General features: G+C 75.1%; 25 protein-coding genes and 4 pseudogenes. 22 read left to right on the top strand and 7 right to left on the bottom strand.

The features are described from left to right. Positions 1–46: 46 nt before the first annotated feature. From infA to truA, 9 genes and pseudogenes are all read left to right on the top strand, one after another. Positions 47–268, top strand: coding sequence for a translation initiation factor IF-1 (gene infA / locus JKP75_RS16190; protein WP_012950459.1), 222 nt, complete (start codon positions 47–49; stop codon positions 266–268). A 71-nt stretch (positions 269–339) separates the two neighbouring features. Then, a complete protein-coding gene (rpmJ, locus tag JKP75_RS16185) occupies positions 340–453 on the top strand; it encodes a 50S ribosomal protein L36 (RefSeq protein WP_012950458.1) in 114 nt (37 codons plus the stop codon). 14 nt (positions 454–467) lie between these two features. Then, positions 468–842, top strand: a complete 375-nt coding sequence (gene rpsM / locus JKP75_RS16180; RefSeq protein WP_091770117.1) for a 30S ribosomal protein S13 — start codon at positions 468–470, stop codon at positions 840–842. A gap of 116 nt (positions 843–958) precedes the next feature. Next, positions 959–1,367: pseudogene (gene rpsK, locus JKP75_RS16175) on the top strand (30S ribosomal protein S11). 35 nt (positions 1,368–1,402) lie between these two features. Continuing rightward, positions 1,403–2,029, top strand: a complete 627-nt coding sequence (gene rpsD, locus JKP75_RS16170) for a 30S ribosomal protein S4 (RefSeq protein WP_200490224.1) — start codon at positions 1,403–1,405, stop codon at positions 2,027–2,029. A 106-nt stretch (positions 2,030–2,135) separates the two neighbouring features. Next, the gene (locus JKP75_RS16165; RefSeq protein ID WP_200490225.1) at positions 2,136–3,215 is read left to right on the top strand and encodes a DNA-directed RNA polymerase subunit alpha; all 1,080 of its coding nucleotides are present in this window, start codon (positions 2,136–2,138) and stop codon (positions 3,213–3,215) included. Positions 3,216–3,346: 131 nt separating this feature from the next. Next, positions 3,347–3,694 (top strand): annotated as a pseudogene (gene rplQ, locus JKP75_RS21760) (50S ribosomal protein L17); the annotation flags it as partial. A 242-nt stretch (positions 3,695–3,936) separates the two neighbouring features. Next, positions 3,937–4,212, top strand: coding sequence for a hypothetical protein (locus JKP75_RS16155; RefSeq protein ID WP_200490227.1), 276 nt, complete (start codon positions 3,937–3,939; stop codon positions 4,210–4,212). A 6-nt stretch (positions 4,213–4,218) separates the two neighbouring features. Next, positions 4,219–5,064, top strand: a complete 846-nt coding sequence (gene truA, locus JKP75_RS16150; protein ID WP_200491326.1) for a tRNA pseudouridine(38-40) synthase TruA — start codon at positions 4,219–4,221, stop codon at positions 5,062–5,064. A gap of 1 nt (position 5,065) precedes the next feature. On the opposite strand, the gene JKP75_RS16145 is transcribed toward truA, so the two are convergent. The 3 genes and pseudogenes from JKP75_RS16145 to JKP75_RS24735 form a co-directional block, all read right to left on the bottom strand. After that, positions 5,066–5,728, bottom strand: coding sequence for an SDR family oxidoreductase (locus JKP75_RS16145; protein ID WP_200490228.1), 663 nt, complete (start codon positions 5,726–5,728; stop codon positions 5,066–5,068). Positions 5,729–5,737: 9 nt separating this feature from the next. Then, positions 5,738–6,115: a molybdenum cofactor guanylyltransferase gene (locus tag JKP75_RS24100; RefSeq protein WP_242473353.1), complete on the bottom strand. Its 378-nt coding sequence runs from the start codon at positions 6,113–6,115 to the stop codon at positions 5,738–5,740. 58 nt (positions 6,116–6,173) lie between these two features. Further along, positions 6,174–6,302, bottom strand: a pseudogene (locus JKP75_RS24735) (NTP transferase domain-containing protein); the annotation flags it as partial. Between the two features lie 62 nt (positions 6,303–6,364). Here JKP75_RS24735 and fdhD point away from each other — a divergent pair. After that, complete coding sequence (fdhD, locus tag JKP75_RS23030) at positions 6,365–7,195, top strand: formate dehydrogenase accessory sulfurtransferase FdhD (RefSeq protein WP_200490230.1); 831 nt, start codon at positions 6,365–6,367, stop codon at positions 7,193–7,195. Positions 7,196–7,350: 155 nt separating this feature from the next. On the opposite strand, the gene JKP75_RS16130 is transcribed toward fdhD, so the two are convergent. Genes JKP75_RS16130 through glp form a run of 3 tightly spaced genes read right to left on the bottom strand, consistent with a single transcriptional unit; the run spans position 7,351 to position 9,550 of the window. Further along, on the bottom strand, positions 7,351–7,839 hold the full coding sequence (locus tag JKP75_RS16130; protein WP_200490232.1) for a molybdenum cofactor biosynthesis protein B: 489 nt from the start codon (positions 7,837–7,839) through the stop codon (positions 7,351–7,353). Next, positions 7,836–8,303, bottom strand: coding sequence for a cyclic pyranopterin monophosphate synthase MoaC (gene moaC, locus JKP75_RS16125; protein ID WP_200490234.1), 468 nt, complete (start codon positions 8,301–8,303; stop codon positions 7,836–7,838). Before moaC ends, JKP75_RS16130 begins: the two co-directional genes overlap by 4 nt. Next, positions 8,300–9,550: a gephyrin-like molybdotransferase Glp gene (gene glp / locus JKP75_RS16120; protein ID WP_207147060.1), complete on the bottom strand. Its 1,251-nt coding sequence runs from the start codon at positions 9,548–9,550 to the stop codon at positions 8,300–8,302. The genes moaC and glp overlap by 4 nt, the downstream gene beginning before the upstream one ends. A gap of 22 nt (positions 9,551–9,572) precedes the next feature. On the opposite strand from glp, the gene JKP75_RS16115 reads away from it, so the two are divergent. The 12 genes and pseudogenes from JKP75_RS16115 to tsaE all read left to right on the top strand — a co-directional run bounded on the left by JKP75_RS16115 (position 9,573) and on the right by tsaE (position 19,796). Continuing rightward, on the top strand, positions 9,573–10,064 hold the full coding sequence (locus JKP75_RS16115) for a carbonic anhydrase (protein ID WP_200490238.1): 492 nt from the start codon (positions 9,573–9,575) through the stop codon (positions 10,062–10,064). Positions 10,065–10,217: 153 nt separating this feature from the next. Continuing rightward, entirely contained in the window at positions 10,218–10,661 is a 444-nt protein-coding gene (gene rplM / locus JKP75_RS16110; RefSeq protein WP_200490239.1) for a 50S ribosomal protein L13, read from the top strand. After that, positions 10,658–11,077, top strand: a complete 420-nt coding sequence (gene rpsI, locus JKP75_RS16105) for a 30S ribosomal protein S9 (RefSeq protein WP_200490241.1) — start codon at positions 10,658–10,660, stop codon at positions 11,075–11,077. Before rplM ends, rpsI begins: the two co-directional genes overlap by 4 nt. 11 nt (positions 11,078–11,088) lie before the next feature. Next, complete coding sequence (gene glmM / locus JKP75_RS16100; RefSeq protein ID WP_200490243.1) at positions 11,089–12,432, top strand: phosphoglucosamine mutase; 1,344 nt, start codon at positions 11,089–11,091, stop codon at positions 12,430–12,432. Positions 12,433–12,541: 109 nt separating this feature from the next. Beyond that, positions 12,542–14,404, top strand: coding sequence for a glutamine--fructose-6-phosphate transaminase (isomerizing) (gene glmS, locus JKP75_RS16095; protein WP_200490245.1), 1,863 nt, complete (start codon positions 12,542–12,544; stop codon positions 14,402–14,404). Between the two features lie 134 nt (positions 14,405–14,538). Continuing rightward, positions 14,539–14,928 (top strand): holo-ACP synthase, encoded by a 390-nt coding sequence (locus JKP75_RS16090; RefSeq protein WP_200490247.1) that lies wholly within the window; start codon positions 14,539–14,541, stop codon positions 14,926–14,928. Positions 14,929–15,002: 74 nt separating this feature from the next. Continuing rightward, positions 15,003–15,482 (top strand): annotated as a pseudogene (locus JKP75_RS21750) (NAD(P)H-hydrate epimerase); the annotation flags it as partial. A 172-nt stretch (positions 15,483–15,654) separates the two neighbouring features. Continuing rightward, the gene (locus JKP75_RS21745) at positions 15,655–16,410 is read left to right on the top strand and encodes an NAD(P)H-hydrate dehydratase (protein ID WP_309230014.1); all 756 of its coding nucleotides are present in this window, start codon (positions 15,655–15,657) and stop codon (positions 16,408–16,410) included. Next, positions 16,407–17,552: an alanine racemase gene (gene alr, locus JKP75_RS16080; protein WP_200490251.1), complete on the top strand. Its 1,146-nt coding sequence runs from the start codon at positions 16,407–16,409 to the stop codon at positions 17,550–17,552. Before JKP75_RS21745 ends, alr begins: the two co-directional genes overlap by 4 nt. Then, positions 17,552–18,712 (top strand): alpha/beta fold hydrolase, encoded by a 1,161-nt coding sequence (locus JKP75_RS16075; RefSeq protein WP_200490253.1) that lies wholly within the window; start codon positions 17,552–17,554, stop codon positions 18,710–18,712. The genes alr and JKP75_RS16075 overlap by 1 nt, the downstream gene beginning before the upstream one ends. Positions 18,713–18,714: 2 nt before the next feature. Beyond that, positions 18,715–19,353: a uracil-DNA glycosylase gene (locus JKP75_RS16070; RefSeq protein ID WP_200490254.1), complete on the top strand. Its 639-nt coding sequence runs from the start codon at positions 18,715–18,717 to the stop codon at positions 19,351–19,353. Beyond that, positions 19,350–19,796, top strand: coding sequence for a tRNA (adenosine(37)-N6)-threonylcarbamoyltransferase complex ATPase subunit type 1 TsaE (gene tsaE, locus JKP75_RS16065; protein ID WP_200490256.1), 447 nt, complete (start codon positions 19,350–19,352; stop codon positions 19,794–19,796). The genes JKP75_RS16070 and tsaE overlap by 4 nt, the downstream gene beginning before the upstream one ends. Positions 19,797–19,808: 12 nt before the next feature. On the opposite strand, the gene JKP75_RS16060 is transcribed toward tsaE, so the two are convergent. After that, positions 19,809–21,959, bottom strand: a complete 2,151-nt coding sequence (locus tag JKP75_RS16060; RefSeq protein ID WP_200490258.1) for an acyltransferase family protein — start codon at positions 21,957–21,959, stop codon at positions 19,809–19,811. Between the last annotated feature and the right edge of the window lie 68 nt (positions 21,960–22,027).

The raw sequence follows: 22,027 nt of genomic DNA, 5'->3' as shown, positions 1-22,027 counted from the left end.
CGGCGCGGGATACCAGTACCACCGAGTCAAGGAGTGCGTGTAGGGCATGGCGAAGAAGGACGGGGCCATCGAGGTCGAGGGTCGCGTCGTCGAGCCGCTGCCCAACGCGATGTTCCGGGTCGAACTGCAGAACGGGCACCGGGTGCTCGCCCACATCAGCGGCAAGATGCGTCAGCACTACATCCGCATCCTGCCCGAGGACCGCGTGGTCGTGGAGCTCTCGCCCTACGACCTGACGCGCGGTCGCATCGTCTACCGCTACAAGTAACCGCTCGGTCAGCGACTGCCCTCCGGCAGAGACGCGGCCGGCACACGATCGAGGAATGAGGGGCGGCACCGGTGAAGGTCCAGCCGTCGGTGAAGAAGATCTGCGACAAGTGCAAGGTGATCCGCCGGCACGGCCGGGTCATGGTCATCTGCGACAACGCCCGGCACAAGCAGCGCCAGGGCTGAGGGAGTACCAGAACATGGCACGACTGGCAGGCGTCGACCTCCCCCGCGAGAAGCGGCTGGAGGTCGCGCTGACCTACATCTACGGCATCGGCAAGACCCACGCCAAGGAGACCCTGGCCGCGACGGGCGTCAGCCCCGACCTGCGCGTCAAGGACCTCGGCGACGAGGACCTGCTGAAGCTCCGCGACTACATCGACGAGCACTTCCGCGTCGAGGGTGACCTCCGCCGCGAGGTGGCCGCCGACATCCGCCGCAAGGTGGAGATCGGTTGCTACCAGGGGCTGCGTCACCGTCGTGGGCTCCCCGTCCACGGTCAGCGCACCAAGACCAACGCGCGCTCGAGCAAGGGCCCGCGCAAGACCATCGCGGGCAAGAAGAAGGCCCGCTGACCCACAGCACGTCGACGTGCGGTCGCAGCGACCCGTGAGGGCGGGAGCGATGGCGCGACACGTGTGCTGCCGCGAGGCAGCAACCCCAGGCCACAACTGAAGGAAACCGGAGAGACATGCCTCCCAGGGCTCGCACCGCGGCTGGTGCCAAGAAGGTCCGCCGCAAGGAGAAGAAGAACGTCGCCCACGGCGCCGCGCACATCAAGAGCACGTTCAACAACACGATCGTGTCGATCACCGACCCTGAACGGCAACGTGATCAGCTGGGCCTCCGCCGGCCACGTCGGCTTCAAGGGCTCGCGCAAGTCCACGCCGTTCGCGGCGCAGATGGCTGCCGAGAACGCCGCGCGCAAGGCGCAGGAGCACGGCATGCGCAAGGTCGACGTCTTCGTGAAGGGCCCTGGCTCCGGTCGCGAGACGGCCATCCGCTCCCTGCAGGCCACGGGCCTCGAGGTCGGGCAGATCCAGGACGTGACGCCGCAGCCGCACAACGGCTGCCGCCCCAAGAAGCGCCGCCGGGTCTGACCGGTCACTGACGAGACGATCTAGGAGTATTTGACGTGGCCCGTTACACCGGAGCCGACTGCCGCCTCTGCAGGCGCGAGAAGATGAAGCTGTTCCTCAAGGGCAGCAAGTGCGAGTCCGCGAAGTGCCCGATCGAGATCCGGCCCTACCCGCCGGGCGAGCACGGCCGCGGCCGCACCAAGGACAGCGAGTACCTCCTCCAGCTCCGCGAGAAGCAGAAGGCCCGCCGCATCTACGGCGTGCTCGAGAAGCAGTTCCGCGGTTACTACGAAGAGGCCAACCGCAAGAGCGGCAAGACCGGCGAGGTGCTCCTCCAGATCCTGGAGTCGCGCCTGGACAACGTGGTCTACCGGGCCGGCTTCGCCGAGTCCCGCGACATGGCCCGCCAGCTGGTCCGCCACGGCCACATCCGGGTGAACGGCCGCAAGGTCGACATCCCGTCGTACCGCGTGACCGAGAACGACATCATCGAGGTGGCCGAGAAGTCGCGCACGATGCTGCCGTTCGAGGTGGCCCAGGCCCGCGCCGGCGAGCGCCCCGTGCCCCCGTGGCTCGAGGTCATCAGCAGCCAGCTGCGCGTCCTCGTGCACGCGATCCCGGCCCGCCAGGTGATCGACACCCCGGTCCAGGAGCAGCTGATCGTGGAGCTCTACTCCAAGTAAGAGCCCCTGCAGGACGGCGGGGCGGGCGGACCGATGTCCGCCCCGCCGGCACCACCCCCCCTCACGGCGTCATATGGCGGTCGCCGGAGGACCTCAAGGAGACACCATGCTCATCGCACAGCGCCCCACCCTCACCGAGGAGACCATCTCGGAGCAGCGCTCGCGGTTCGTCATCGAGCCGCTCGAGCCGGGCTTCGGCTACACCCTCGGCAACTCGCTCCGCCGCACCCTCCTGTCGTCGATCCCCGGCGCTGCTGTCACCAGCATCCGGATCGAGGGCACCCTGCACGAGTTCACCACCGTGCCGGGCGTCAAGGAGGACGTCACCGAGCTCATCCTGAACCTCAAGGGCCTGGTCGTCAGCTCCGACTCCGACGAGCCGGTGACCATGTACCTGCGCAAGCAGGGCCCCGGTGCGGTGACCGCCGCGGACATCGCTCCGCCGGCCGGCGTCGAGGTGCACAACCCCGACCTGCACATCGCCACCCTCAACGGCAAGGGCCGCCTCGAGGTCGAGCTCGTCGTCGAGCGCGGCCGCGGCTACGTGCCCGCCCCGCAGAACAAGCAGCCCGGCCAGGAGATCGGTCGGATCCCGGTCGACTCGATCTACTCGCCGGTCCTCAAGGTCACCTACGCCGTCGAGGCGACCCGCGTGGAGCAGCGCACCGACTTCGACCGCCTCGTGGTCGACGTCGAGACCAAGCCCTCCATCGCCCCCCGCGACGCCATCGCGTCCGCCGGGTCGACCCTGGTGGAGCTGTTCGGCCTGCTGCGCGAGCTGAACATCGACGCCGAGGGCATCGAGGTCGGGCCGAGCCCGGCCGAGGCCGCCGACATCGCGAACTTCTCGATGCCGATCGAGGACATGGACCTCACCGTCCGGTCCTACAACTGCCTCAAGCGCGAGGGCGTGCACACCGTCGGTGAGCTCGTCACCCGCTCCGAGGCCGACCTGCTCGACATCCGCAACTTCGGCGCGAAGTCGATCGACGAGGTCAAGATGAAGCTCGCGGCGATGGGTCTGGCCCTCAAGGACAGCCCGCCCGGGTTCATCCCCACCTCGATCGAGAGCTACGACGAGGGCTACGAGACCGACGCCTACCAGGGCACCGGCGAGTTCGTCCCTGGCTACGAGCAGCAGGGCCAGTACGACGAGGGCTCCTACCAGGAGACCGAGCAGCTCTGATCCGCACCGGGCGGCGGGGGAGACCCCGCCGTCCGGCCGGGCCCCCGGTCCGGCACGCTGACCAGCAACGACAGCACCACCACGGAACGCAGCCGCCCTCGCACCGGCCGGCAGCCTGAGGAAGGACCGACATGCCCACCCCCACCAAGGGTCCCCGTCTCGGCGGATCCCCCGCGCACCAGCGGCTGATGCTGGCCAACATGGCCACGTCGCTGTTCGAGCACGGGCGGATCACCACCACCGAGGCCAAGGCCAAGCGGCTGCGTCCCCTGGCCGAGAAGCTGGTGACCTTCGCCAAGCGGGGCGACCTGCACGCTCGCCGCCAGGTGATGACGACGATCCGCGACAAGGACGTCGTGCACACCCTCTTCGCCGAGATCGGTCCGCGCTTCGCGAACCGGCCGGGTGGCTACACCCGCATCACCAAGGTCGGCCCGCGGAAGGGCGACAACGCCCCGATGGCCGTCATCGAGCTCGTCGAGGCGCTCACCGTGGCCCAGCAGGCCGTCGGCGAGGCCGAGCGCGCCCGCGGCACCCAGTTCGCCACCGGTGCCGGCTCCGCTGCCGCCGCCGGCGAGGTCACCGCTGACGCGGTCGACGCCGCCGACGAGTCCGCGGACTCGGCCGACAGCGCCGACAGCGCGGACTCGGCCGACAGCGCGGACAGCGCCGACTCGGCGGACAGCCCCGACGAGGCCGAGGTCTCCGCGGACGGCGCCAAGTGACCAGCTCCGAGGGCGTGAACGGCGGCACCTCCGGGTCCGACGAGGCCCAGGAGATCGTCTCCGACGTCTACCTCCCGGACGGCGAGCGCCAGGACGACGGCGACGTCGACCGCGAGCCGACCGCTGAGAACGGCGTGGTCGTCGAGGGCGACAACGTCTCCCCGGAGCTCGCCGACGCGGCGGCCGCCGAGGTCAACGCTGCGGAGCAGGGCGACGCGGCCACCGCGAGCCTGCACGCTCCCGGCGGCGAGTCGGCTCCCGACCCGCGCTGACGCACGCTGGACACCGAACACCCGGACGAGCCCGCCACCGACCACGGTGGCGGGCTCGTCCGTCTCCGTCTGGCCATCGGCTACGACGGGACGGCCCTGCACGGCTGGGCCCGCCAGCCCGCCCAGCGCACCGTGCAGGGCGACCTGGAGGAGGCGCTGTCGACGGTGCTGCGCACGCCGGTCGCGCTGACCGTGGCCGGGCGCACGGACGCCGGCGTGCACGCCACCGGTCAGGTGGCGCACTGCGACGTCCCGCGGGCGCTGTGGGAGCAGCAGCGCGAGCGGCTGGTCCGCCGGCTGCGCGGCGTGCTGCCTCCCGACATCGCCGTGCGCGCGGTGACCGAGGCGCACCCGGACTTCGACGCCCGCTTCGCCGCCCTGGGGCGGCACTACGTCTACCGGCTGACCGACGCCGACGGGGGCCCGTCGCCGCTCCGGCGGGCCGACACGGTGGCCTGGCCGCGCACCCTCGACACCGACGCCATGGTGGCGGCCGCGGCGCTGCTGCTGGGCGAGCACGACTTCGCCGCCTACTGCCGCCGGCGCGAGGGCGCGACGACGATCCGCACGCTGCTGGCCCTCGACGTCGCCCGGGACGGCGAGCTGATCACCATCGCGGCCTCGGCCGACGCGTTCTGCCACTCGATGGTGCGCAGCCTGGTCGGGGCGCTGACCACGGTCGGCGAGGGCCGGCGCGCCCCGGACTGGCCGGCCGGCCTGCTCGCCCGCGAGGAGCGGGCCAGCGAGGTGCCGGTGGCGCCGGCGGGCGGGCTGACGCTGGTCCGCGTCGACTACCCGCCCGACGACATGCTCGCCGACCGCGCCCTGCTGACCCGCGCCCGCCGCGCCTGACTCAGGCCAGGGCGGCGACGGCCTCCTCGACCGGGGTGTCGCCGCCCACGAGCTCGACGACCGCGCCGTCGCGCCCGGCGTCGAGCAGCGCGGCCATCACCGCGGCGACGTCGTCCCGGGGGACGCTGCCGTAGCCCACGCCGTGCCCGAGGGTGACCCGGCGGGTGCCGGGGTCGTCGGTGAGGCCGCCGGGGCGCAGGACGGTCGTGGCCAGGGCCTCGCGCGGCAGGACGGCCTCCTCGGCACGAAGCTTGGCCTGGAGGTAGACCCCCATGACCGGGTCGACGCCCTCCGGGGCGCCCTCGCGCGCCCGCTCGACCCCCATGGAGGAGAGCAGGAGGTAGCGGCGCACCCCGGCCCGCTCGGCGGCGTCGGCGAGGAGCACGGCGGCGCCGTGGTCGACGGTGTGCTTGCGCGCCTCGCCGCTGCCCGGGCCCGCGCCGGCGGCGAAGACGACCGCGTCGGCGTCGCGGGCGACCGTGGCGAGCTCGTCGACCGACGCGGACTCGAGGTCGAGGACCGCCGGCTGCACGCCGTCGGCCTCCAGGTCGGCGGCGTGGTCGGGGTTGCGGATGACGCCCACGACGGTGTCGCCGCGGGCGGAGAGGAGACGGCCGAGGCGGCGGGCGACCTGCCCGTGGGCCCCGGCGATGAGGATGCGCATGCCCGGCCCCTACCCGTGGCGTTCGGCGGCTACCTGCCGGGCCCGGGCCAGATCGGCGGGTGTGTCGCAGTCCACCCACGGGGGCGGGGACCCCGGCGGCACGACCGGGCGCAGCCGGTCCACCCGCAGGGGCGCGAGCAGCCGGCGCAGCGAGGTCGGGTCGGCGGGCCCGTCCAGCGCCGCTCGGAGGGCACCGGTGCGCCACACGCCGAGCAGGTACTGGTCGCGACCGCCGTCGTCGACGACGAGCACGCCGTCGCCGACGAGGGCCCGGCGCAGCTCGGTGACGAGCCCGCCGTCGAGGAACGGCAGGTCCCCGGCCAGCAGCGCGACGACGTCGGTGCCGACCGCCGGCAGGGCCCGCGCGCAGCGCCGCGACCGGCCCACCGCCGGGCGGTTCCTCGCGCACGACGACGACGTCGTCCGGCACCGGCTGGGGCGGGCCGACGACCACCCGCCGCTCCGCGTCGGCGACCGCCCCGAGGACGGTGCCCAGCAGCGTGCGGCCGCCCACCTCCAGCTGCGGCTTCGCCAGCCCTCCGAGCCGGGCCGCGCGGCCGCCGGCGAGGACCACGGCGGAGTAGGGCGGCGGCTGGTCCACGGCGACACCGTAGAGGCGTGGGTACCGTCGCTGCCGTGGGACGAGTCACCAGCCGGACGCCGGTGCTGCGCATCCGCGGCGCGCAGCGCACCACCCGACCGGACACCGTGGCCGCGGAGGAGCCGCTGGAGATCCGCCTGGCGGGCACCCCGCTGGCGGTGACCATGCGCACCCCCGGCGACGACTTCGACCTGGTGCACGGCTTCCTGGCCACCGAGGGCGTCATCGGCGGTCCGGACGACGTCGCCGGGCTGCGGTACTGCGACTCGGTGGACGCCGACGGCCGCAACACCTACAACGTGGTGGACGTCGACCTGGCGCCCGGCGTCCCGGTCCCGGACACCGGCCTGGAGCGGAACTTCTACACGTCCAGCTCGTGCGGGGTGTGCGGCAAGGCGAGCATCGACGCGATCCGCACGAAGACCGCGTTCGACGTCGCCGCGGACGAGGTGCGGCTCCCGCTGGCGACCCTGCTGGCGCTGCCGGACCGGCTGCGCGCCGAGCAGGAGGTCTTCGACAAGACCGGCGGGCTGCACGCAGCGGGGCTGTTCACCGCCGACGGCGGGCTGGTGGCGCTGCGGGAGGACGTGGGCCGGCACAACGCGGTGGACAAGGTGATCGGCGACGGCGTCCGCCAGGGCCGGCTGCCGCTGGCCGGGCACGCGCTGATGGTGAGCGGGCGGGCCAGCTTCGAGCTCACCCAGAAGGCGGCGATGGCCGGCATCCCGGTGCTCGCGGCGGTCTCGGCGCCGTCGTCCCTGGCCGTGGAGCTGGCCCGCGAGGTCGGCATCACCCTGGTCGGCTTCCTCCGCGGCGACGGCTGCAACGTCTACACCCGCACCGAGCGGATCGAGCTGCCCGACTGAGCGACGGGACCACCCCACCCGCACGACGAGAGCCGCCTGCGACGGCGACGCCGGTGGACGGGGCCGGAGGCTCCTCCGCCGGTGACGCGGACGCGCTCAGCGCAGGCCGGGGACGGCTCTTGGCCGCGGTCGGAGCGCGGAGCGCGACAGTGTGCTCAGTGATCGCCGCCGCGGAGCTGGCTGACCACGTGGGGGAGCAGCGGGCCGAGGACGGCGAGGCCGTCCTTCACGCCGCCGGTGGAGCCGGGCAGGTTGACGATCAACGTCCGGCCGGCGACGCCGGCCAGGCCGCGGGAGAGCACCGCCGTGGGGACGCCGTTCTCCGCGCCGTACCGCCGGACCGCCTCGGCGATGCCGGGCGCCTCGCGCTCGAGCACGCGGCGGGTGGCCTCCGGGGTGACGTCGGTGGGGGAGAGCCCGGTGCCGCCGGTGGTGAGCACGACCTCGATCCCGGCGTCGACGGCGGCGCGGAGCACGTCCTCGAGCTGATCGGCGTCGTCGGGCCGCACCTTGGGGCCCTCCACCTGGAAGCCCAGCTCGGCCAGGCCCGCGGCGAGGGCCTGCCCGCTGCGGTCCTCGTAGACGCCGGCCGCGGCGCGGTTGGAGGCGGTCACCACGAGCGCGCGGGCGCCCGCGGGCATCATCGGGTCCACTCCCCGCTCTTGCCGCCGGACTTGCGCAGCAGCCGCACGTCGGTGATCGACGCCCGCGGGTCGACCGCCTTGACCATGTCGATCATGGTCAGCCCGGCGACGGTGACGGCGGTGAGCGCCTCCATCTCGACGCCGGTGCGGTCGGCGGTGCGGGCGGTCGCGGTGATCTCGACGGCGTCGTCGGTGACCTCGAGGTCGACGGTGACGCCGTGCAGCGCGATCGGGTGGCACAGCGGCACGAGGTCCGGCGTCCGCTTGGCGCCGGCGATCCCGGCGATCCGCGCGACCGCGACCGCGTCCCCCTTGGGCACGCCGGTGCCGCGGAGCAGGGCGACGACCCCGGGGCCGACCAGCACCCGGCCGGCGGCGGTCGCCTCGCGGGCGGTCACCGCCTTGGCGCTGACGTCGACCATGCGGGCGGCGCCGGTCTCGTCGACGTGGGTCAACCGGTTCATCGGAGAGCTCCTTCGATCAGCACGACGTCGACCTCGGCGCCGGCGGCGAGTTCGGTGACGTCCTCGGGGACGACGACCAGGCAGTTGGCCCGCGCCAGGTGCGCGACCAGGTGCGAGCCGGGGCCGCCGACCTGCGAGACCTCGCCCCCCTCGACGTACCCGCGCAGGAACTGCCGGCGGCCGGCCGGCGAGCGCAGCGGACCGGTCAGCCGCGCGGGCGCGCGCAGCCGGTCGGGGGAGGTGTGCCCGAGCGCGCGGCGCAGCGCGGGGCGGACGAACACCTCGAAGGAGACGAACGCGCTCACCGGGTTGCCGGGCAGCGTGACCACGGGGACGCCGTCGACGGTGCCGGCGCCCTGCGGGCCCCCGGGCTGCATGGCGACCTTGCCGAACTCGACGGTGCCGAGCGCGCGGAAGGCGTCCTTGACCACCTCGTAGGCGCCGGCGCTGACCCCGCCGCTGGTGACCAGCAGGTCCGCCGTCGCGAGCTCCGCGCGGACGGTGGCCAGGAACTGCTCGACGTCGTCGGGCACGAAGTGCAGCCGGCGGGGCAGGCCGCCGGCCTCCTCGACCGCCGCGGCGAGCAGCAGCGAGTTGGACTCGTAGATCTGGCCGGGGGCCAGCGGCTCGCCGGGGGCGACGAGCTCGCTGCCGGTGGAGAGGACGAGCACCCGCGGCTGCCGGCGCACCGGCAGCTCCGTGACGCCGACGGCGGCAGCCAGCCCCAGCTGCGCGGCGCCGAGGGCGGACCCGGCTGCGAGCGCTACGTCACCGGCGGCGATGTCCTCACCGGCCCGGCGCAGGTGCGTGCCGGCGGCGGGGGAGTCGCGGATCTCCACGACGTCGGTGCCGGCGTCGGTCAGCTCCACCGGCACGACGACGTCGGCCCCCGGGGGGAGCGGCGCGCCGGTCATGATCCGGTGCACCGTGCCCGGCGCCAGGGGGACGACGTCGGTGCGCCCGGCCGGGATGTCCTCGGCGACCGGCAGCCGGACCGCCTGCCGGGCGGCGCCGCCCACCTCGGCCCACCGGGCGGCGTAGCCGTCCATCGCGGAGTTGTCGAAGCCCGGGAGCGCGACCGCCGCGACGACGTCGCGGGCCAGCACCCGCCCGTGCGCCGCCGTCAGCGGCACGGTCTCCTCGGGCAGCAGGGGGAGCAGCGCGGTGACCGCCGCCTGGTGTTCCTCGACCGTCCGCACCGGCCCATCCTCGCCGATGCGGCGCCCGGCGGCCGCCGTTAGGGTCATGATCACCAGACGAGGAGGACGCGTGGCCGAGATCGACCAGATGCTCGAGGCGAACAAGCAGTGGGCCGAGAGGTTCCCGGGCAGCAAGCCGGTGCGCCCGGGCCGCAAGGTGGCCGTGGTCGCGTGCATGGACTCGCGCATCCCGCTGTTCGGCGTCCTGGGGCTCGACGTCGGTGACGCGCACGTCATCCGCAACGCCGGCGGGGTCATCACCGAGGACGTCATCCGGTCGCTGACGATCAGCCAGCACGCGCTGGGCACCCGCGAGATCGTGCTGGTGCACCACACCGAGTGCGGCCTGCAGTCCACCGACGACATCTCCTTCGCCGACGCGGTCGAGAAGGCCACGGGCCGGCGCCCGCCGTGGGCCGCGCGCGCCTTCACCGACGTCGACCAGGACGTCCGGGAGTCGATCCGGCTCATCCAGGAGAGCCCCTACCTGCTCTCCCGCGAGGTGCGCGGCACCGTCTACGACGTGACCACCGGGCTGCTGCGCGAGATCACCCCGGCCTGAGCTCCGCCCGCGACGGGAGGACGGGTCGGCGCGGCTGGTATCGTGATCGGCTGGCGCGCGCCAGCCGGCTGGTGCCCGCGCGTCGCAACGTCTCCCGTGCTCGGTGAGGCGATCCCACCAGCCTTCCCGACAACGACGGAGGACACGAGCGCCGTGCGCACGTACACCCCCAAGCCCGGCGAGATCGACCGGGCCTGGCTCGTCATCGACGCCACCGATGTGGTGCTCGGCCGACTGGCCAGCCAGACCGCGCAGATCCTGCGCGGCAAGCACAAGCCGCAGTACGCCCCGCACGTCGACGTCGGCGACTTCGTCGTCATCATCAACGCCGGGAAGGTCGCCCTCACGGGCAGCAAGCGGGACGACAAGCGGGCCTACCGCCACTCGGGCCACCCGGGCGGCCTCACGACGATCCACGTCGGCGACCAGCTGAAGACGCACCCCGACCGCGTCATCGAGCGCGCCGTCAAGGGCATGCTCCCGCACAACAGCCTGGGCCGTCAGATGCTCAAGAAGCTCAAGGTCTACGCGGGCCCCGAGCACCCCCACGCTGCGCAGCAGCCCCAGAACTACGAGATCAAGCAGGTGGCCCAGTGACCAGCGCTCTGACCGTGACCGACGCCGACGGGCGTCCGATCCAGACCGTCGGTCGCCGCAAGGAGGCCATCGTCCGCGTGCGCCTCGTGCCCGGCACCGGCCAGTTCAAGCTCAACGGCCGCACCATCGAGGACTACTTCCCGAACAAGGTGCACCAGCAGCTCATCCGTGAGCCGTTCGTGATCCTCGAGAAGGCCGAGCAGTACGACGTCATCGGCCTGCTGCACGGCGGCGGTGTCTCCGGTCAGGCCGGCGCGCTGCGCCTCGCGATCGCCCGCGCGCTGATCGAGGTCGAGCCGGACGACCGTCCCGCCCTCAAGAAGGCCGGCTTCCTGACTCGTGACCCCCGCGTCACCGAGCGCAAGAAGTACGGGCTCAAGAAGGCCCGCAAGGCGCCCCAGTACTCCAAGCGCTGACCGGTACGTCCGTGGGTCGCCTGTTCGGGACCGACGGCGTCCGGGGTCGTGCCAACGCCGACCTCACGCCGGAGCTGGCGCTGTCGGTGGCCCGTGCCGCCGCAGGCGTGCTCGCCGACCGCGACGGGACCTCGCGTCCCGTCGCGGTCGTCGGCCGTGACCCCCGGGCCAGCGGGGAGATGCTGGAGGCCGCCGTCGTGGCGGGCCTCACCAGCGCGGGGGCCGAGGTGCTCCTCGCCGGCGTCGTCCCGACGCCGGCCCTCGCGCACCTGACCGGGTCCACCGGCGCCGATCTCGGCGTCATGATCTCGGCCAGCCACAACCCGATGCCCGACAACGGCATCAAGCTGTTCAGCCGGGGCGGGCACAAGCTGCCCGACGCCGTCGAGGTGGCCATCGAGCGGGCCGTCGCCGCCGGGGGCGTCACCGACCCGCGGCCCAGCGGCGCCGCCATCGGGCGGGTCCGCGCCCTCCCGACCGCCGCCGACGAGTACGTCACGCACCTGCTGTCGACCGTCGACCGGCCGCTCACCGGTCTCACCGTCGTCGTCGACGGGGCGCACGGCGCCGCCGCGGCGATCGCCCCCGAGGTCTACCGGCGCGCCGGGGCCACGGTGCACGCCATCGGCTGCGAGCCCGACGGCTGGAACATCAACGACGGCATCGGCTCGACCCACCTGGAGCCGCTGATCGAGCGGGTCCGGGCCGTGGGCGCCGACCTCGGCCTCGCCCACGACGGCGACGCCGACCGCTGCCTGGCCGTCACCGCCGATGGCGACGTCGTCGACGGCGACGCGATCCTCGCGGTGTGCGCGCTGGCGCTGCACGAGCGCGGCGCGCTCGCCGGCGACACCGTCGTCGCCACCGTGATGAGCAACCTCGGGTTCCACCACGCGATGCGCGACGCCGGCATCGCGGTGCAGACCACCGCCGTCGGCGACCGCTACGTCCTCGAGGCGCTGCGCGAGCGCGGCCTGAGCCTGGGCGGCGAGCAGAGCGGGCACCTGGTCTTCCTCGACCACGCGACCACCGGCGACGGCGTGCTCACCGGGCTGGCGCTGATGTCCCGCATGGTCGCCACCGGTACCTCGCTGGCCGCCCTCGCCGGGGTGGTCCAGAAGCTGCCGCAGGTGCTGATCAACGTGCCGGTGCGCGACCGGATCGCGGTCGCCGAGAGCGACGCGGTCGCCGAGGCGGTCAACGCGGTGGAGGCCGAGCTCGGCGACGCCGGCCGCGTCCTGCTCCGCCCGTCGGGCACCGAGCAGCTCGTGCGCGTCATGGTCGAGGCCCCGACGCAGGAGCAGGCCGACCGGGTGGCGCGCAGCCTCGCCGACGTCGTCGCCGCCGTCGACTGACCCCCTGCCGCTGTGACGGCTGGGGCCGCCGGGGGCCCCTGGGGCGCCCCGGTGCGTCGGATCCGCGATGTGGACGGATCGGTCCGCCACTGCCGGTACCTTGGGTCAAATGTGCGGAATCGTTGGATACGTCGGCCCCCGAGACGCCACCGAGGTGGTCCTGGAGGGCTTGCGGCGGTTGGAGTACCGCGGCTACGACTCGGCGGGGATCGCCGTCGTCGCCGACGGTGAGCTGAGCTCGGCGAAGAAGGCCGGCAAGCTCGCCAACCTGGAGAAGGTGCTGGCCGAGACGCCGCTGCCGGCGGCGACCGTGGGCATCGGGCACACCCGGTGGGCCACCCACGGCGGCCCGACCGACCGCAACGCGCACCCGCACCTGTCCGCCGACGGCTCGGTGGCCGTGGTCCACAACGGGATCATCGAGAACTTCGCCGTCCTGCGCGCCGAGCTCGAGGCCGAGGGCCTGGAGCTGCTGTCCGAGACCGACACCGAGGTCGCCGCGCACCTGCTCGCCCGCGCCTACGCCGCGACGCCGGAGGGCGAGGGCCGCCTGGCCGAGGCCATGCGCGCCGTGTGCCGCCGCCTGGAGGGCGCCTTCACCCTCGTCGGCAGCGCGGTGAGCGAGCCCGACACCCTCGTCGCGGCCCGCCGCAGCAGCCCGCTGGTCGTCGGCGTCGGGGACGGTGAGTTCTTCCTCGGCTCCGACGTCGCCGCCTTCATCGGGCACACCCGCGACGCCCTCGAGCTCGGCCAGGACCAGGTCGTCGAGATCGACCGCACCCGCGGGGTGACGGTCACCGACTTCGCCGGCGGAGCCGTCGAGCCCACCGCCTACACCGTCGACTGGGACGCCGCGGCCGCCGAGAAGGGCGGCTACGACTGGTTCATGCTCAAGGAGATCGCCGAGCAGCCGCAGGCCATCGCCGACACCCTGCTGGGCCGGCTCGGGGAGAACGGCGAGCTGGTGCTCGACGAGGTCCGGCTCTCGGACCAGGAGCTGCGCGACATCGACAAGATCTTCGTGGTGTCCTGCGGCACCTCGTACCACGCGGGCCTGATCGCCAAGTACGCGATCGAGCACTGGACGCGCATCCCGGTCGAGGTCGAGGTGGCCAGCGAGTTCCGCTACCGCGACCCGGTCCTGGACCGCTCGACGCTGGTCGTCGTCATCAGCCAGTCCGGCGAGACGATGGACACACTCATGGCGCTGCGGCACGCCAAGGAGCAGAAGGCGCGCGTGCTCGCGATCTGCAACGCCAACGGGTCCACCATCCCGCGCGAGTCCGACGCCGTGCTCTACACCCACGCCGGCCCGGAGATTGCGGTCGCCTCGACCAAGGCGTTCCTCAGCCAGATCGTGGCCTGCTACCTGGTGGGGCTCTTCCTCGCCCAGGTGCGCGGCATGAAGTTCGAGGACGAGATCGCCGCCATCGTCGACGACCTGCGCAAGCTGCCGGACGCCGTCGCCTCGGTGCTGGAGAGCATGGAGGAGGTCCGCGCCCTGGGCCGCTCGCTCGCCGACGCCGGCACGGTGCTGTTCCTCGGCCGGCACGTCGGGTTCCCCGTCGCGCTGGAGGGGGCGCTGAAGCTCAAGGAGCTGGCCTACATCCACGCCGAGGGGTTCGCCGCCGGTGAGCTCAAGCACGGGCCGATCGCCGTCATCGACCAGGGGACGCCGGTCGTCGTCATCGTGCCCTCGCCGCGCAGCCGCGAGTCGGTGCACGGCAAGGTCGTGTCCAACATCCAGGAGGTCCGCGCCCGCGGCGCCCGCACGATCGTGATCGCGGAGGAGGGCGACGAGGACGTCGTCCCCTACGCCGACCACCTGATCCGCGTGCCCCGGACGCCGACGCTGCTGGCCCCGGTGGTCACGACGGTGCCGCTGCAGGTGCTGGCCTGCGAGATCGCCGACACCCGCGGCTACGACGTCGACCAGCCGCGCAACCTGGCCAAGTCCGTCACCGTCGAGTGACCGGTCTCCCGCGCTGGGATCAGGTGACCTGATCCCAGCGCGTCCTCCCTCGTGGTGTGCGCCGAGGGAGGACGCCCGGCGGTGAGGGAGGACGGCGTCGCGCGCCCTCCGCGGGGGCGCGGCAGACTGGGCCGGTGATCATCGGGGTCGGGATCGACGTCGTGCCGGTCGAGCGGTTCGCGGCGTCGCTGCAGCGCACGCCGGGCCTGCGGGACCGGCTGTTCACCGCGGCCGAGCAGCGCACCCCGTCGGGGGCGCCGCGCACCGGCGAGTCGCTGGCCGCGCGGTTCGCCGCGAAAGAGGCGGTGGCCAAGGCCCTCGGCGCCCCGGGCGACCTGCATTGGCACGACGCCGAGATCACCGTCGGCGACCACGGCCGGCCGCACCTGGAGGTGCGCGGCAGCGTCGCCGGGCGGGCCGCGCAGCTCGGGGTGAGCAGCTGGCACGTCTCGCTCAGCCACGACGGCGGGATCGCCTCGGCGGTCGTCGTCGCGGAGGGCGTCCTGCGTGAGGAGGCCCGGTGATCGGGCTGTTCACCGCCGACGAGGTGCGCGCGGCCGAGGAGCCGCTGCTGGCATCCACCCCGCCGGGCGCGCTCATGCAGCGCGCCGCCACCGGCCTGGCCACGGTCTGCGTGCGGCTGGCGGGCAGCACCTACGGCCGCCGCGTCGTCCTGCTCGTGGGCAGCGGCAACAACGGGGGGGACGCGCTGTTCGCCGGGGCGCAGCTGGCCGGCCGCGGCGCCCGCGTCACCGCCGTCCTGCTCGACCGCGACCGCGCGCACCCCGGCGGCCTGGCCGCGCTGCGCCGCGCCGGTGGGCGGGCCGTTCCGGTGGGGGAGCCGGGCATCGAGGAGCTCGTCGCCCGGGCCGACCTGGTGCTCGACGGCATCCTGGGCATCGGCGGGCGGGGCGGGCTGCGCAACGAGGCGGCAGCGCTCGCGCGGGTGGCCGCGGAGGGCGCGGGCATCACGGTCGCGGTCGACGTCCCCAGCGGGATCGACGCCTCCACCGGCGCGGTCGACGGTGCGGCGTTCGCCGCGATGCACACGGTCACCTTCGGCGCGGTCAAGCGCGGCCTGGCCGTGGGGGAGGGCCGCGGGCACGCCGGCCGGATCCACCTGGTCGACATCGGCCTAGGCCCCCACCTGCCGGCACCGACGGTCGCCCAGCTCACCGACCGCCGACGTCGCGGCCCGGCTGGAACCGCCGTCGGCCGGCGACGACAAGTACTCGCAGGGCGTCGTCGGCGTGGTCGCCGGCTCGGCCACCTACCCGGGCGCCGGGGTGCTGTGCACCGGCGCCGCGCTGCGCACCCGTCCCGGGCTGGTCCGCTACGCGGGCACCGCCGCCGAGGGCGTGCGCGCCGCCTGGCCGGAGGCGATCGTCACCGCCGGCCGGCCGTCGGACGCCGGACGGGTGCAGGCCTGGGTCGTCGGCCCCGGCATGGGCACCGACGACGCCGCGCGCGAGGTGCTGGCCGAGGTCCTCGCCACCGACGTCCCCGTGCTCGTCGACGCCGATGCGCTCACCCTGCTGGCCCGCGAGCCGGGCCTGGTGCGCGGCCGCGGCGCGCCGACCGTGCTCACGCCGCACGACCGCGAGTTCGAGCGCTTCGGCGCGCCGGTCGGCCCCGACCGGGTGGGCGCCGCCCGCCGGCTCGCCGCCGACCTGGGCGCCGTCGTCCTGCTCAAGGGCGACGCCACCGTCGTCGCCGAGCCCGGCGGGAGGGCGTTCGTCAACGGCACCGGGACGGCGGAGCTGGCCACCGCCGGCACCGGCGACGTCCTGAGCGGGATCGCCGGCGCGCTGCTGGCCACCTCCGCGACGACGGGCCTGCCGGCGGTCGAGGCGGCCGCGGCCGCGGCGCACCTGCACGGCCGCACCGGCCAGCTCGCCGCGCAGCGGGGCCCGCTGCTGGCCGGCGATCTCGTCCGGCGGCTGCCGGAGGCCGTCGGCCGCGTCCGCGGGCTCGCGCCGGCCACCCTGGAACAATCGGGGGCGTGACGACACAACCGGGAGCCGGCCGCGCCGAGGTGGTGGTCGACCTCGACGCGATCGCCGCGAACACGGCGGTGCTGCGCGAGCGGGTCGGCCGCCCGCTCATGGCCGTGGTCAAGGCCGACGGCTACGGGCACGGCCTGGTGCCGGCCGCCCGGGCGGTGCTCGCCGGTGGCGCCGACGCGCTGGGCGTCGCCGTCGTCCCCGAGGCGCTGGCCCTGCGCGCGGCCGGGGTGACCGCGCCGGTCCTCGCCTGGCTCAACGGCCCAGGCACCGACGTCGCAGCCGCGCTGCGGGGCGACGTCGAGCTCTCCGTGAGCGCCGGCTGGGGGCTCGACGAGGTCGTCGCCGCCGCGCGCGCCGAGGGCCGGACCGCCCGAGTGCACCTCGCCATCGACACCGGGCTCTCCCGCGAGGGCGCCACCCCGGCGGACTGGCCCGCGCTGGTCGCCGCCGCGGTGCGCGCCCAGGCCGACGGCGACGTCACCGTCGCGGGGCTGTGGAGCCACATGGCCTACGCCGACGCCCCCACGCACCCGACGATCGGCGCCCAGGTGCGGGTCTTCGAGGAGGCCACCACCCTCGCGCGCGACGCCGGCCTGACCGACGCCCGGCGGCACCTGGCCAACTCGGCGGCGACGATCGCGCTGCCCGGCACCTGGTTCGACGTGGTGCGCCCCGGCATCGCGCTCTACGGGCTGGACCCGCTCGGCGGCGACCCGCGCGCGCACGGCCTGCGCCCCGCCATGACGGTGCGCGCGCAGGTCGCGCACACCAAGCGGGTGCCCGCCGGCGCCGGCGTCTCGTACGGGCACACGTACACCACCGAGCGGGAGACGACGCTGGCGCTCGTGCCGGTCGGCTACGCCGACGGCATCCCGCGCGCCGTCGGCAACCGGGCACCGGTGCTGGCCGCCGGCGCGCAGCGGCGGATCGCCGGCCGGGTGTGCATGGACCAGTTCGTGCTCGACGTGGGGGACGACGTCATCGCGCCCGGGGACGACGTCGTGCTGTGGGGCCCGGGCGACGACGGCGAGCCGACGGCGCAGCAGTGGGCCGACGCCGCCGACTCCATCCACTACGAGCTGGTCACCCGGGTCGGGGGCCGCTTCCCCCGCCGCTACGTCGGCACGGCCGGCGCGGTCTGATGGCCCGCCCGCCCCAGCTGCCGCACCCCTCCGCGCACACCGTCGGCGTCGTCGGCGCGGTCGTCGGCCTGGCCGCCGCCGGCACCGCGGCCGGGGTCGCCCTCACCCGCATCGCCCGGCGCCGGCTGGACATCGGCCGCCCGCGGGCGGCCGACCTGGCCGGGGTGCCCGACGCGGAGCTGCTGGCCAGCGACCCGCTCGGGCCGGAGGCCCGGGCTGCGGACCGCACCGCCGTGGTGCGGGCGGACGACGGCGTGCCGCTCGCCGTCGAGGAGGTGGGGCCGGCCGACGCGCCGCTGACCGTCGTCTTCGTCCACGGCTACACGCTCTCGATGGGCTCGTGGGCCTTCCAGCGGCGGTCGCTGGGCGCGCAGCTGGCCACCGCGAACGGTCACCGGCCGACCGCCCGGCTGGTCTTCTACGACCAGCGCGGGCACGGCGCCTCCGGCCGCGGGCCCGGCGAGCACTCCACCATCGAGCAGCTGGCCCGCGACCTGGCCGCCGTGCTCGAGGCGCGGGTGCCGCGCGGCCCGGTCGTCCTGGTCGGCCACTCGATGGGCGGCATGACCCTCATGGGGCTGGCCGCGCTGCGGCCCGAGCTGTTCGGCACGCGGGTCGTCGGCGCCGCGCTGCTGTCGACCTCCAGCGGCAACCTGGCCGACCTCGACTTCGGCCTGCCCGAGTTCCTCACCCGGGTGCGGGCCGCGGTGCTGCCGGTCGCCGCCTGGACGATGCGCCGCCGCCCCGCGTTCGCCGAGGGCACCCGCCGGCTGGCCGCGGACCTGGTGTCGATCGCCACCCGGTCGCTGTCGTTCGCCTCGGCCGACGTCGACCCGGCGCTGGTGCAGTACGTGGACGCGATGATCGCCGGCACCCCGGTCGACGTGATCGCGGAGTTCTACCCGTCGCTGGCCGGCCTGGACGAGACCGGCTCGCTGGAGCCGATGCGCCGGATCCCGACCCTGGTGCTCACCGGTGACGCGGACCGGATGATCCCCAAGGAGCACAGCGAGCTCATCGTGGAGAGGTTGCAGGACGCGGAGTTCGTCGTCGTCCCCGACGCCGGGCACATGGTGCTGCTGGAGAAGCCGGACGTCGTCGACGCGGCGCTCACCGACCTGCTGCGCCGGGTCGCCGCCGCGCAGCAGGCGGAGCGCTGAGCATGGCCGCACCCCGATCGCCGCGGCCCGACGCGCCCGCGGAGGAGGTGGCCCGCACCGCCGCGGCCGCTCCGGACTGGACCGCGCTGGCCACCGCCGCCCGCGGCTGCGTCGCCTGCCCCGAGCTGGCCGCCACCCGGCAGCACGTCGTCGTCGGTGACGTGCCCGCCGGAGGCCGCCCCCGGCTGGTGCTGGTCGGCGAGGCGCCCGGGGCGACCGAGGACGAGACCGGCCGGCCGTTCGTCGGCAGGTCGGGGCAGCTGCTCGACCAGCTGCTCGACGAGGCCGGCCTGAGCCGGGCCGAGGCCGCGGTGCTCAACATCGTGAAGTGCCGCCCGCCGGGCAACCGGACGCCGAAGGCCCCCGAGGTGGCGCGCTGCAGCGGCTGGCTGCGCCGCCAGCTCGAGCTGCTCGACGCCCCCGTCGTCGTGGCGCTGGGGCTGTCGTCGGCGAAGTGGTTCCTCGGCCCGCGCACCGTGCTGGGCGCCGCCCGCGGCCGCCCGCACGACGTCGACGGCCGCGCCGTCTGGGCGACCTACCACCCCTCGGCGGCCATCCGCTTCGGGCCGAACGGCGCCCCGCGCGCCGGGCTGCTCGCCGATCTGACCGCCGTCGCCGCATCGCTGGGAGGAGCCGCGTGAAGGCCGAGCACCTGCTGCCCACCGTCGAGGACACCGAGCGGCTCGGCGCCGAGCTGGCGGCCATCGCCGTCCCCGGTGACCTGGTGGTCCTGGTCGGGCCGCTGGGCGCCGGGAAGACCGCGCTCACCCGCGGCCTCGGCCGGGGGCTGGGGGTGACCGAGCCGGTCACCTCGCCGACGTTCGTCATCGCCCGCGTGCACACCGGCGGGCGGCTCCCGCTGGTGCACGTCGACGCCTACCGGCTCGGCGGCCCGGCCGACGTCGACGACCTGGACCTCGACGTCACCGTCGCCGACTCGCTGACCGTGGTCGAGTGGGGGCAGGGCCTGGTCGAGCAGCTGACCGACGAGCACCTCGAGGTGCGGCTCGAGCGCCGGGACGACGACGTCCGCACCGCGCTGCTGGTGCCGCACGGCCCCGGCTGGGCGCAGCGGATCGGCTGACGCCCGCGCACGTCACCCGCCGAGGACCGCCTGCCGCAGCTGCGGCGCCAGCGAGCGCGAGTACTGCGCGGTGAGGTGCAGCTGGTCGACGTAGACCGGGGTGCTGCCGACGACGGCCGGACAGCGGCCGTCGGCGCAGAACCACTCCTCGGTCGCGACCCAGGTGGCGCCGACCGCCGCCGCGGCGTCGCGCTCGACGCCGGAGGCGAAGGGATAGGCGCCCGGCAGCGGAGCGACGCAGTCGGCGGGGGAGCTGAACGCGGTGGCGCACTCCTCCAGCGCCACCGAGGTGGGCGGCGAGGCGAGGACGACGACGCGGGCGCCGGTGGCGAGCACCCGGCCCATGACCTGCTCGCCGCCCGAGCGCCAGGTGGCCGCCACGTCGGCGGCGCGGTCGACCAGCGGGGCGGCGTAGTTGTTGCTCATGATCACCACGTCCGGCGGATCGGCGGCGATCCGGTCCAGCGCCCACGTGCGGTGGGTGTCGCAGGAGCTGAGGACCGGCTCGGAGTAGCCGCGGACCGTCGCGGTGATGTTCGGGCACTCGTGCCAGGTCAGCAGCTGGATCGACCACTCGGCGGCGGGCAGCGCCTGCCGCAGGCCGGGCACCCAGCTCGCCGCGATCGAGTCGCCGAGGACCACCGCGCGGTGCGGGGCCGCCGGATCGCCGTAGACGCAGCGGTCCACGTTGCCGGCGTCGACGTCGAGGCAGTCGTCGAGCTGCCACTCGGGGGCCTTGGCGCGGGGGAGGTCGTCCAGGGACGGGGTGAGCGGGCCCCACTCGTCGACGTCGAGCGAGGCCCGGATCTGCGCGGGGAGCTGTGCCAGGGCGGCGTCGGCGACGTCCGGGGTCGGGGCGGACGCCGCCGTGACGGCGTGCACCGGCTGCGGGCGGTGGTCGGGGAGCAGCGCGATGCAGGCCCAGCCGGTCAGCGCGCCGAGCGCGGCCAGGGCCGCGGCGCCCCGGGCCCGGCGGGCGAGCGCCGCGCGGCGGGGCAGCGCACGGGCCCGCGCCGGGTGCGGCCGGAGCAGCGGCCGCTCGATCCCGAGGTACGAGGCGACCGCCAGCAGCACCGAGGCGAGGAGCGCCGCCGCGCAGAAGGTGCGGGTCCCGGTGCCGATCGCCGCCCCCAGCAGGACGACGACCGGCCAGTGCCAGAGGTAGAGCGAGTAGGAGATGTCGCCGACGAAGCGCATCGGCCGGAGGGCCAGCAGGCGGGCGCCGGGCCCGCCGGGCGCGTCGCCGAACGCCACCAGCAGGGCGGCGCCGAGGACCGGCACCGCGGCGGCGTGGCCGGGGAACACCGTCTCGGCGGAGAAGGTGACCGCGGCGGCGCCGATCGCGGCGAGGCCGGCCCAGGCCGCGACGGCGCGCAGCGCGGCCGGGACCCGGGGCAGCGCGGGCGCCGCGACCGCGACCAGCGCGCCCGCACCGAGCTCCCAGGCGCGGGTGAACGTGGAGAAGTAGGCGGTCATCGGCGAGGCGGCGGTCGCGGCGACCGACCAGGCGAACGACGCGGCGCAGACCGCGAGCATGGCGCCGCCGAGCGCCAGCCGCCGGGCGCGGCCGGCCACCAGTGCGCTCACGACCAGGACCAGCACCGGCCAGCCGACGTAGAACTGCTCCTCCACCGACAGCGACCAGAAGTGCTGGAGCGGGGAGTGCGCGGTGCCGGCGTCGAAGTAGTCGGTGCCCTTCTGCGCGGCGTGCACGTTCGCCGCGAAGCCCAGCGACCACAGCGCGTCGAGGACGGTCTGCTGCGCGCGCTGGCCCAGGAAGAGCACCTGGGCGACCACGCTGGTGACGGCCAGGACGACGACAGCGGCGGGCAGGATGCGGCGGGCCCGGCGGACGTAGAAGTCGCGGAAGGAGATCCGGCCGGTGCGCTCCCGCTCGCGGATCAGCAGCCCGGTGATGAGGAACCCGGAGATGACGAAGAAGACGTCCACCCCGATGTAGCCGCCGGCCGGCCGGCCGGTGACGTGGTGCAGGACGACGAGGCCGACGGCGACCGCCCGCAGGCCCTGGATGTCGGGGCGGAAGTGCCCGGCCGTCGCCGGGGCCGGCCGCCCGGGCCGCGCCGGGCGCCGGGCCGGGTGCGGAGCGGGCCGGTCGAGGGTCCGGCGTTCCCCGGCCGGCCGCTCCGGAGCGAGGACGCTCACGCGGTGGCGGGACGGGTGCGCGCGCCGCTGACGGCGTCCGGCATCGGGGAGTTCCATTCGCGGGGTGG

It is taken from the genome of Blastococcus sp. TML/M2B (assembly GCF_016612865.1).
Classification (GTDB): domain Bacteria; phylum Actinomycetota; class Actinomycetes; order Mycobacteriales; family Geodermatophilaceae; genus Blastococcus.
Note: the sequence above shows the minus strand (reverse complement) of the source record. Positions and strands in the feature narration are given on the sequence as shown.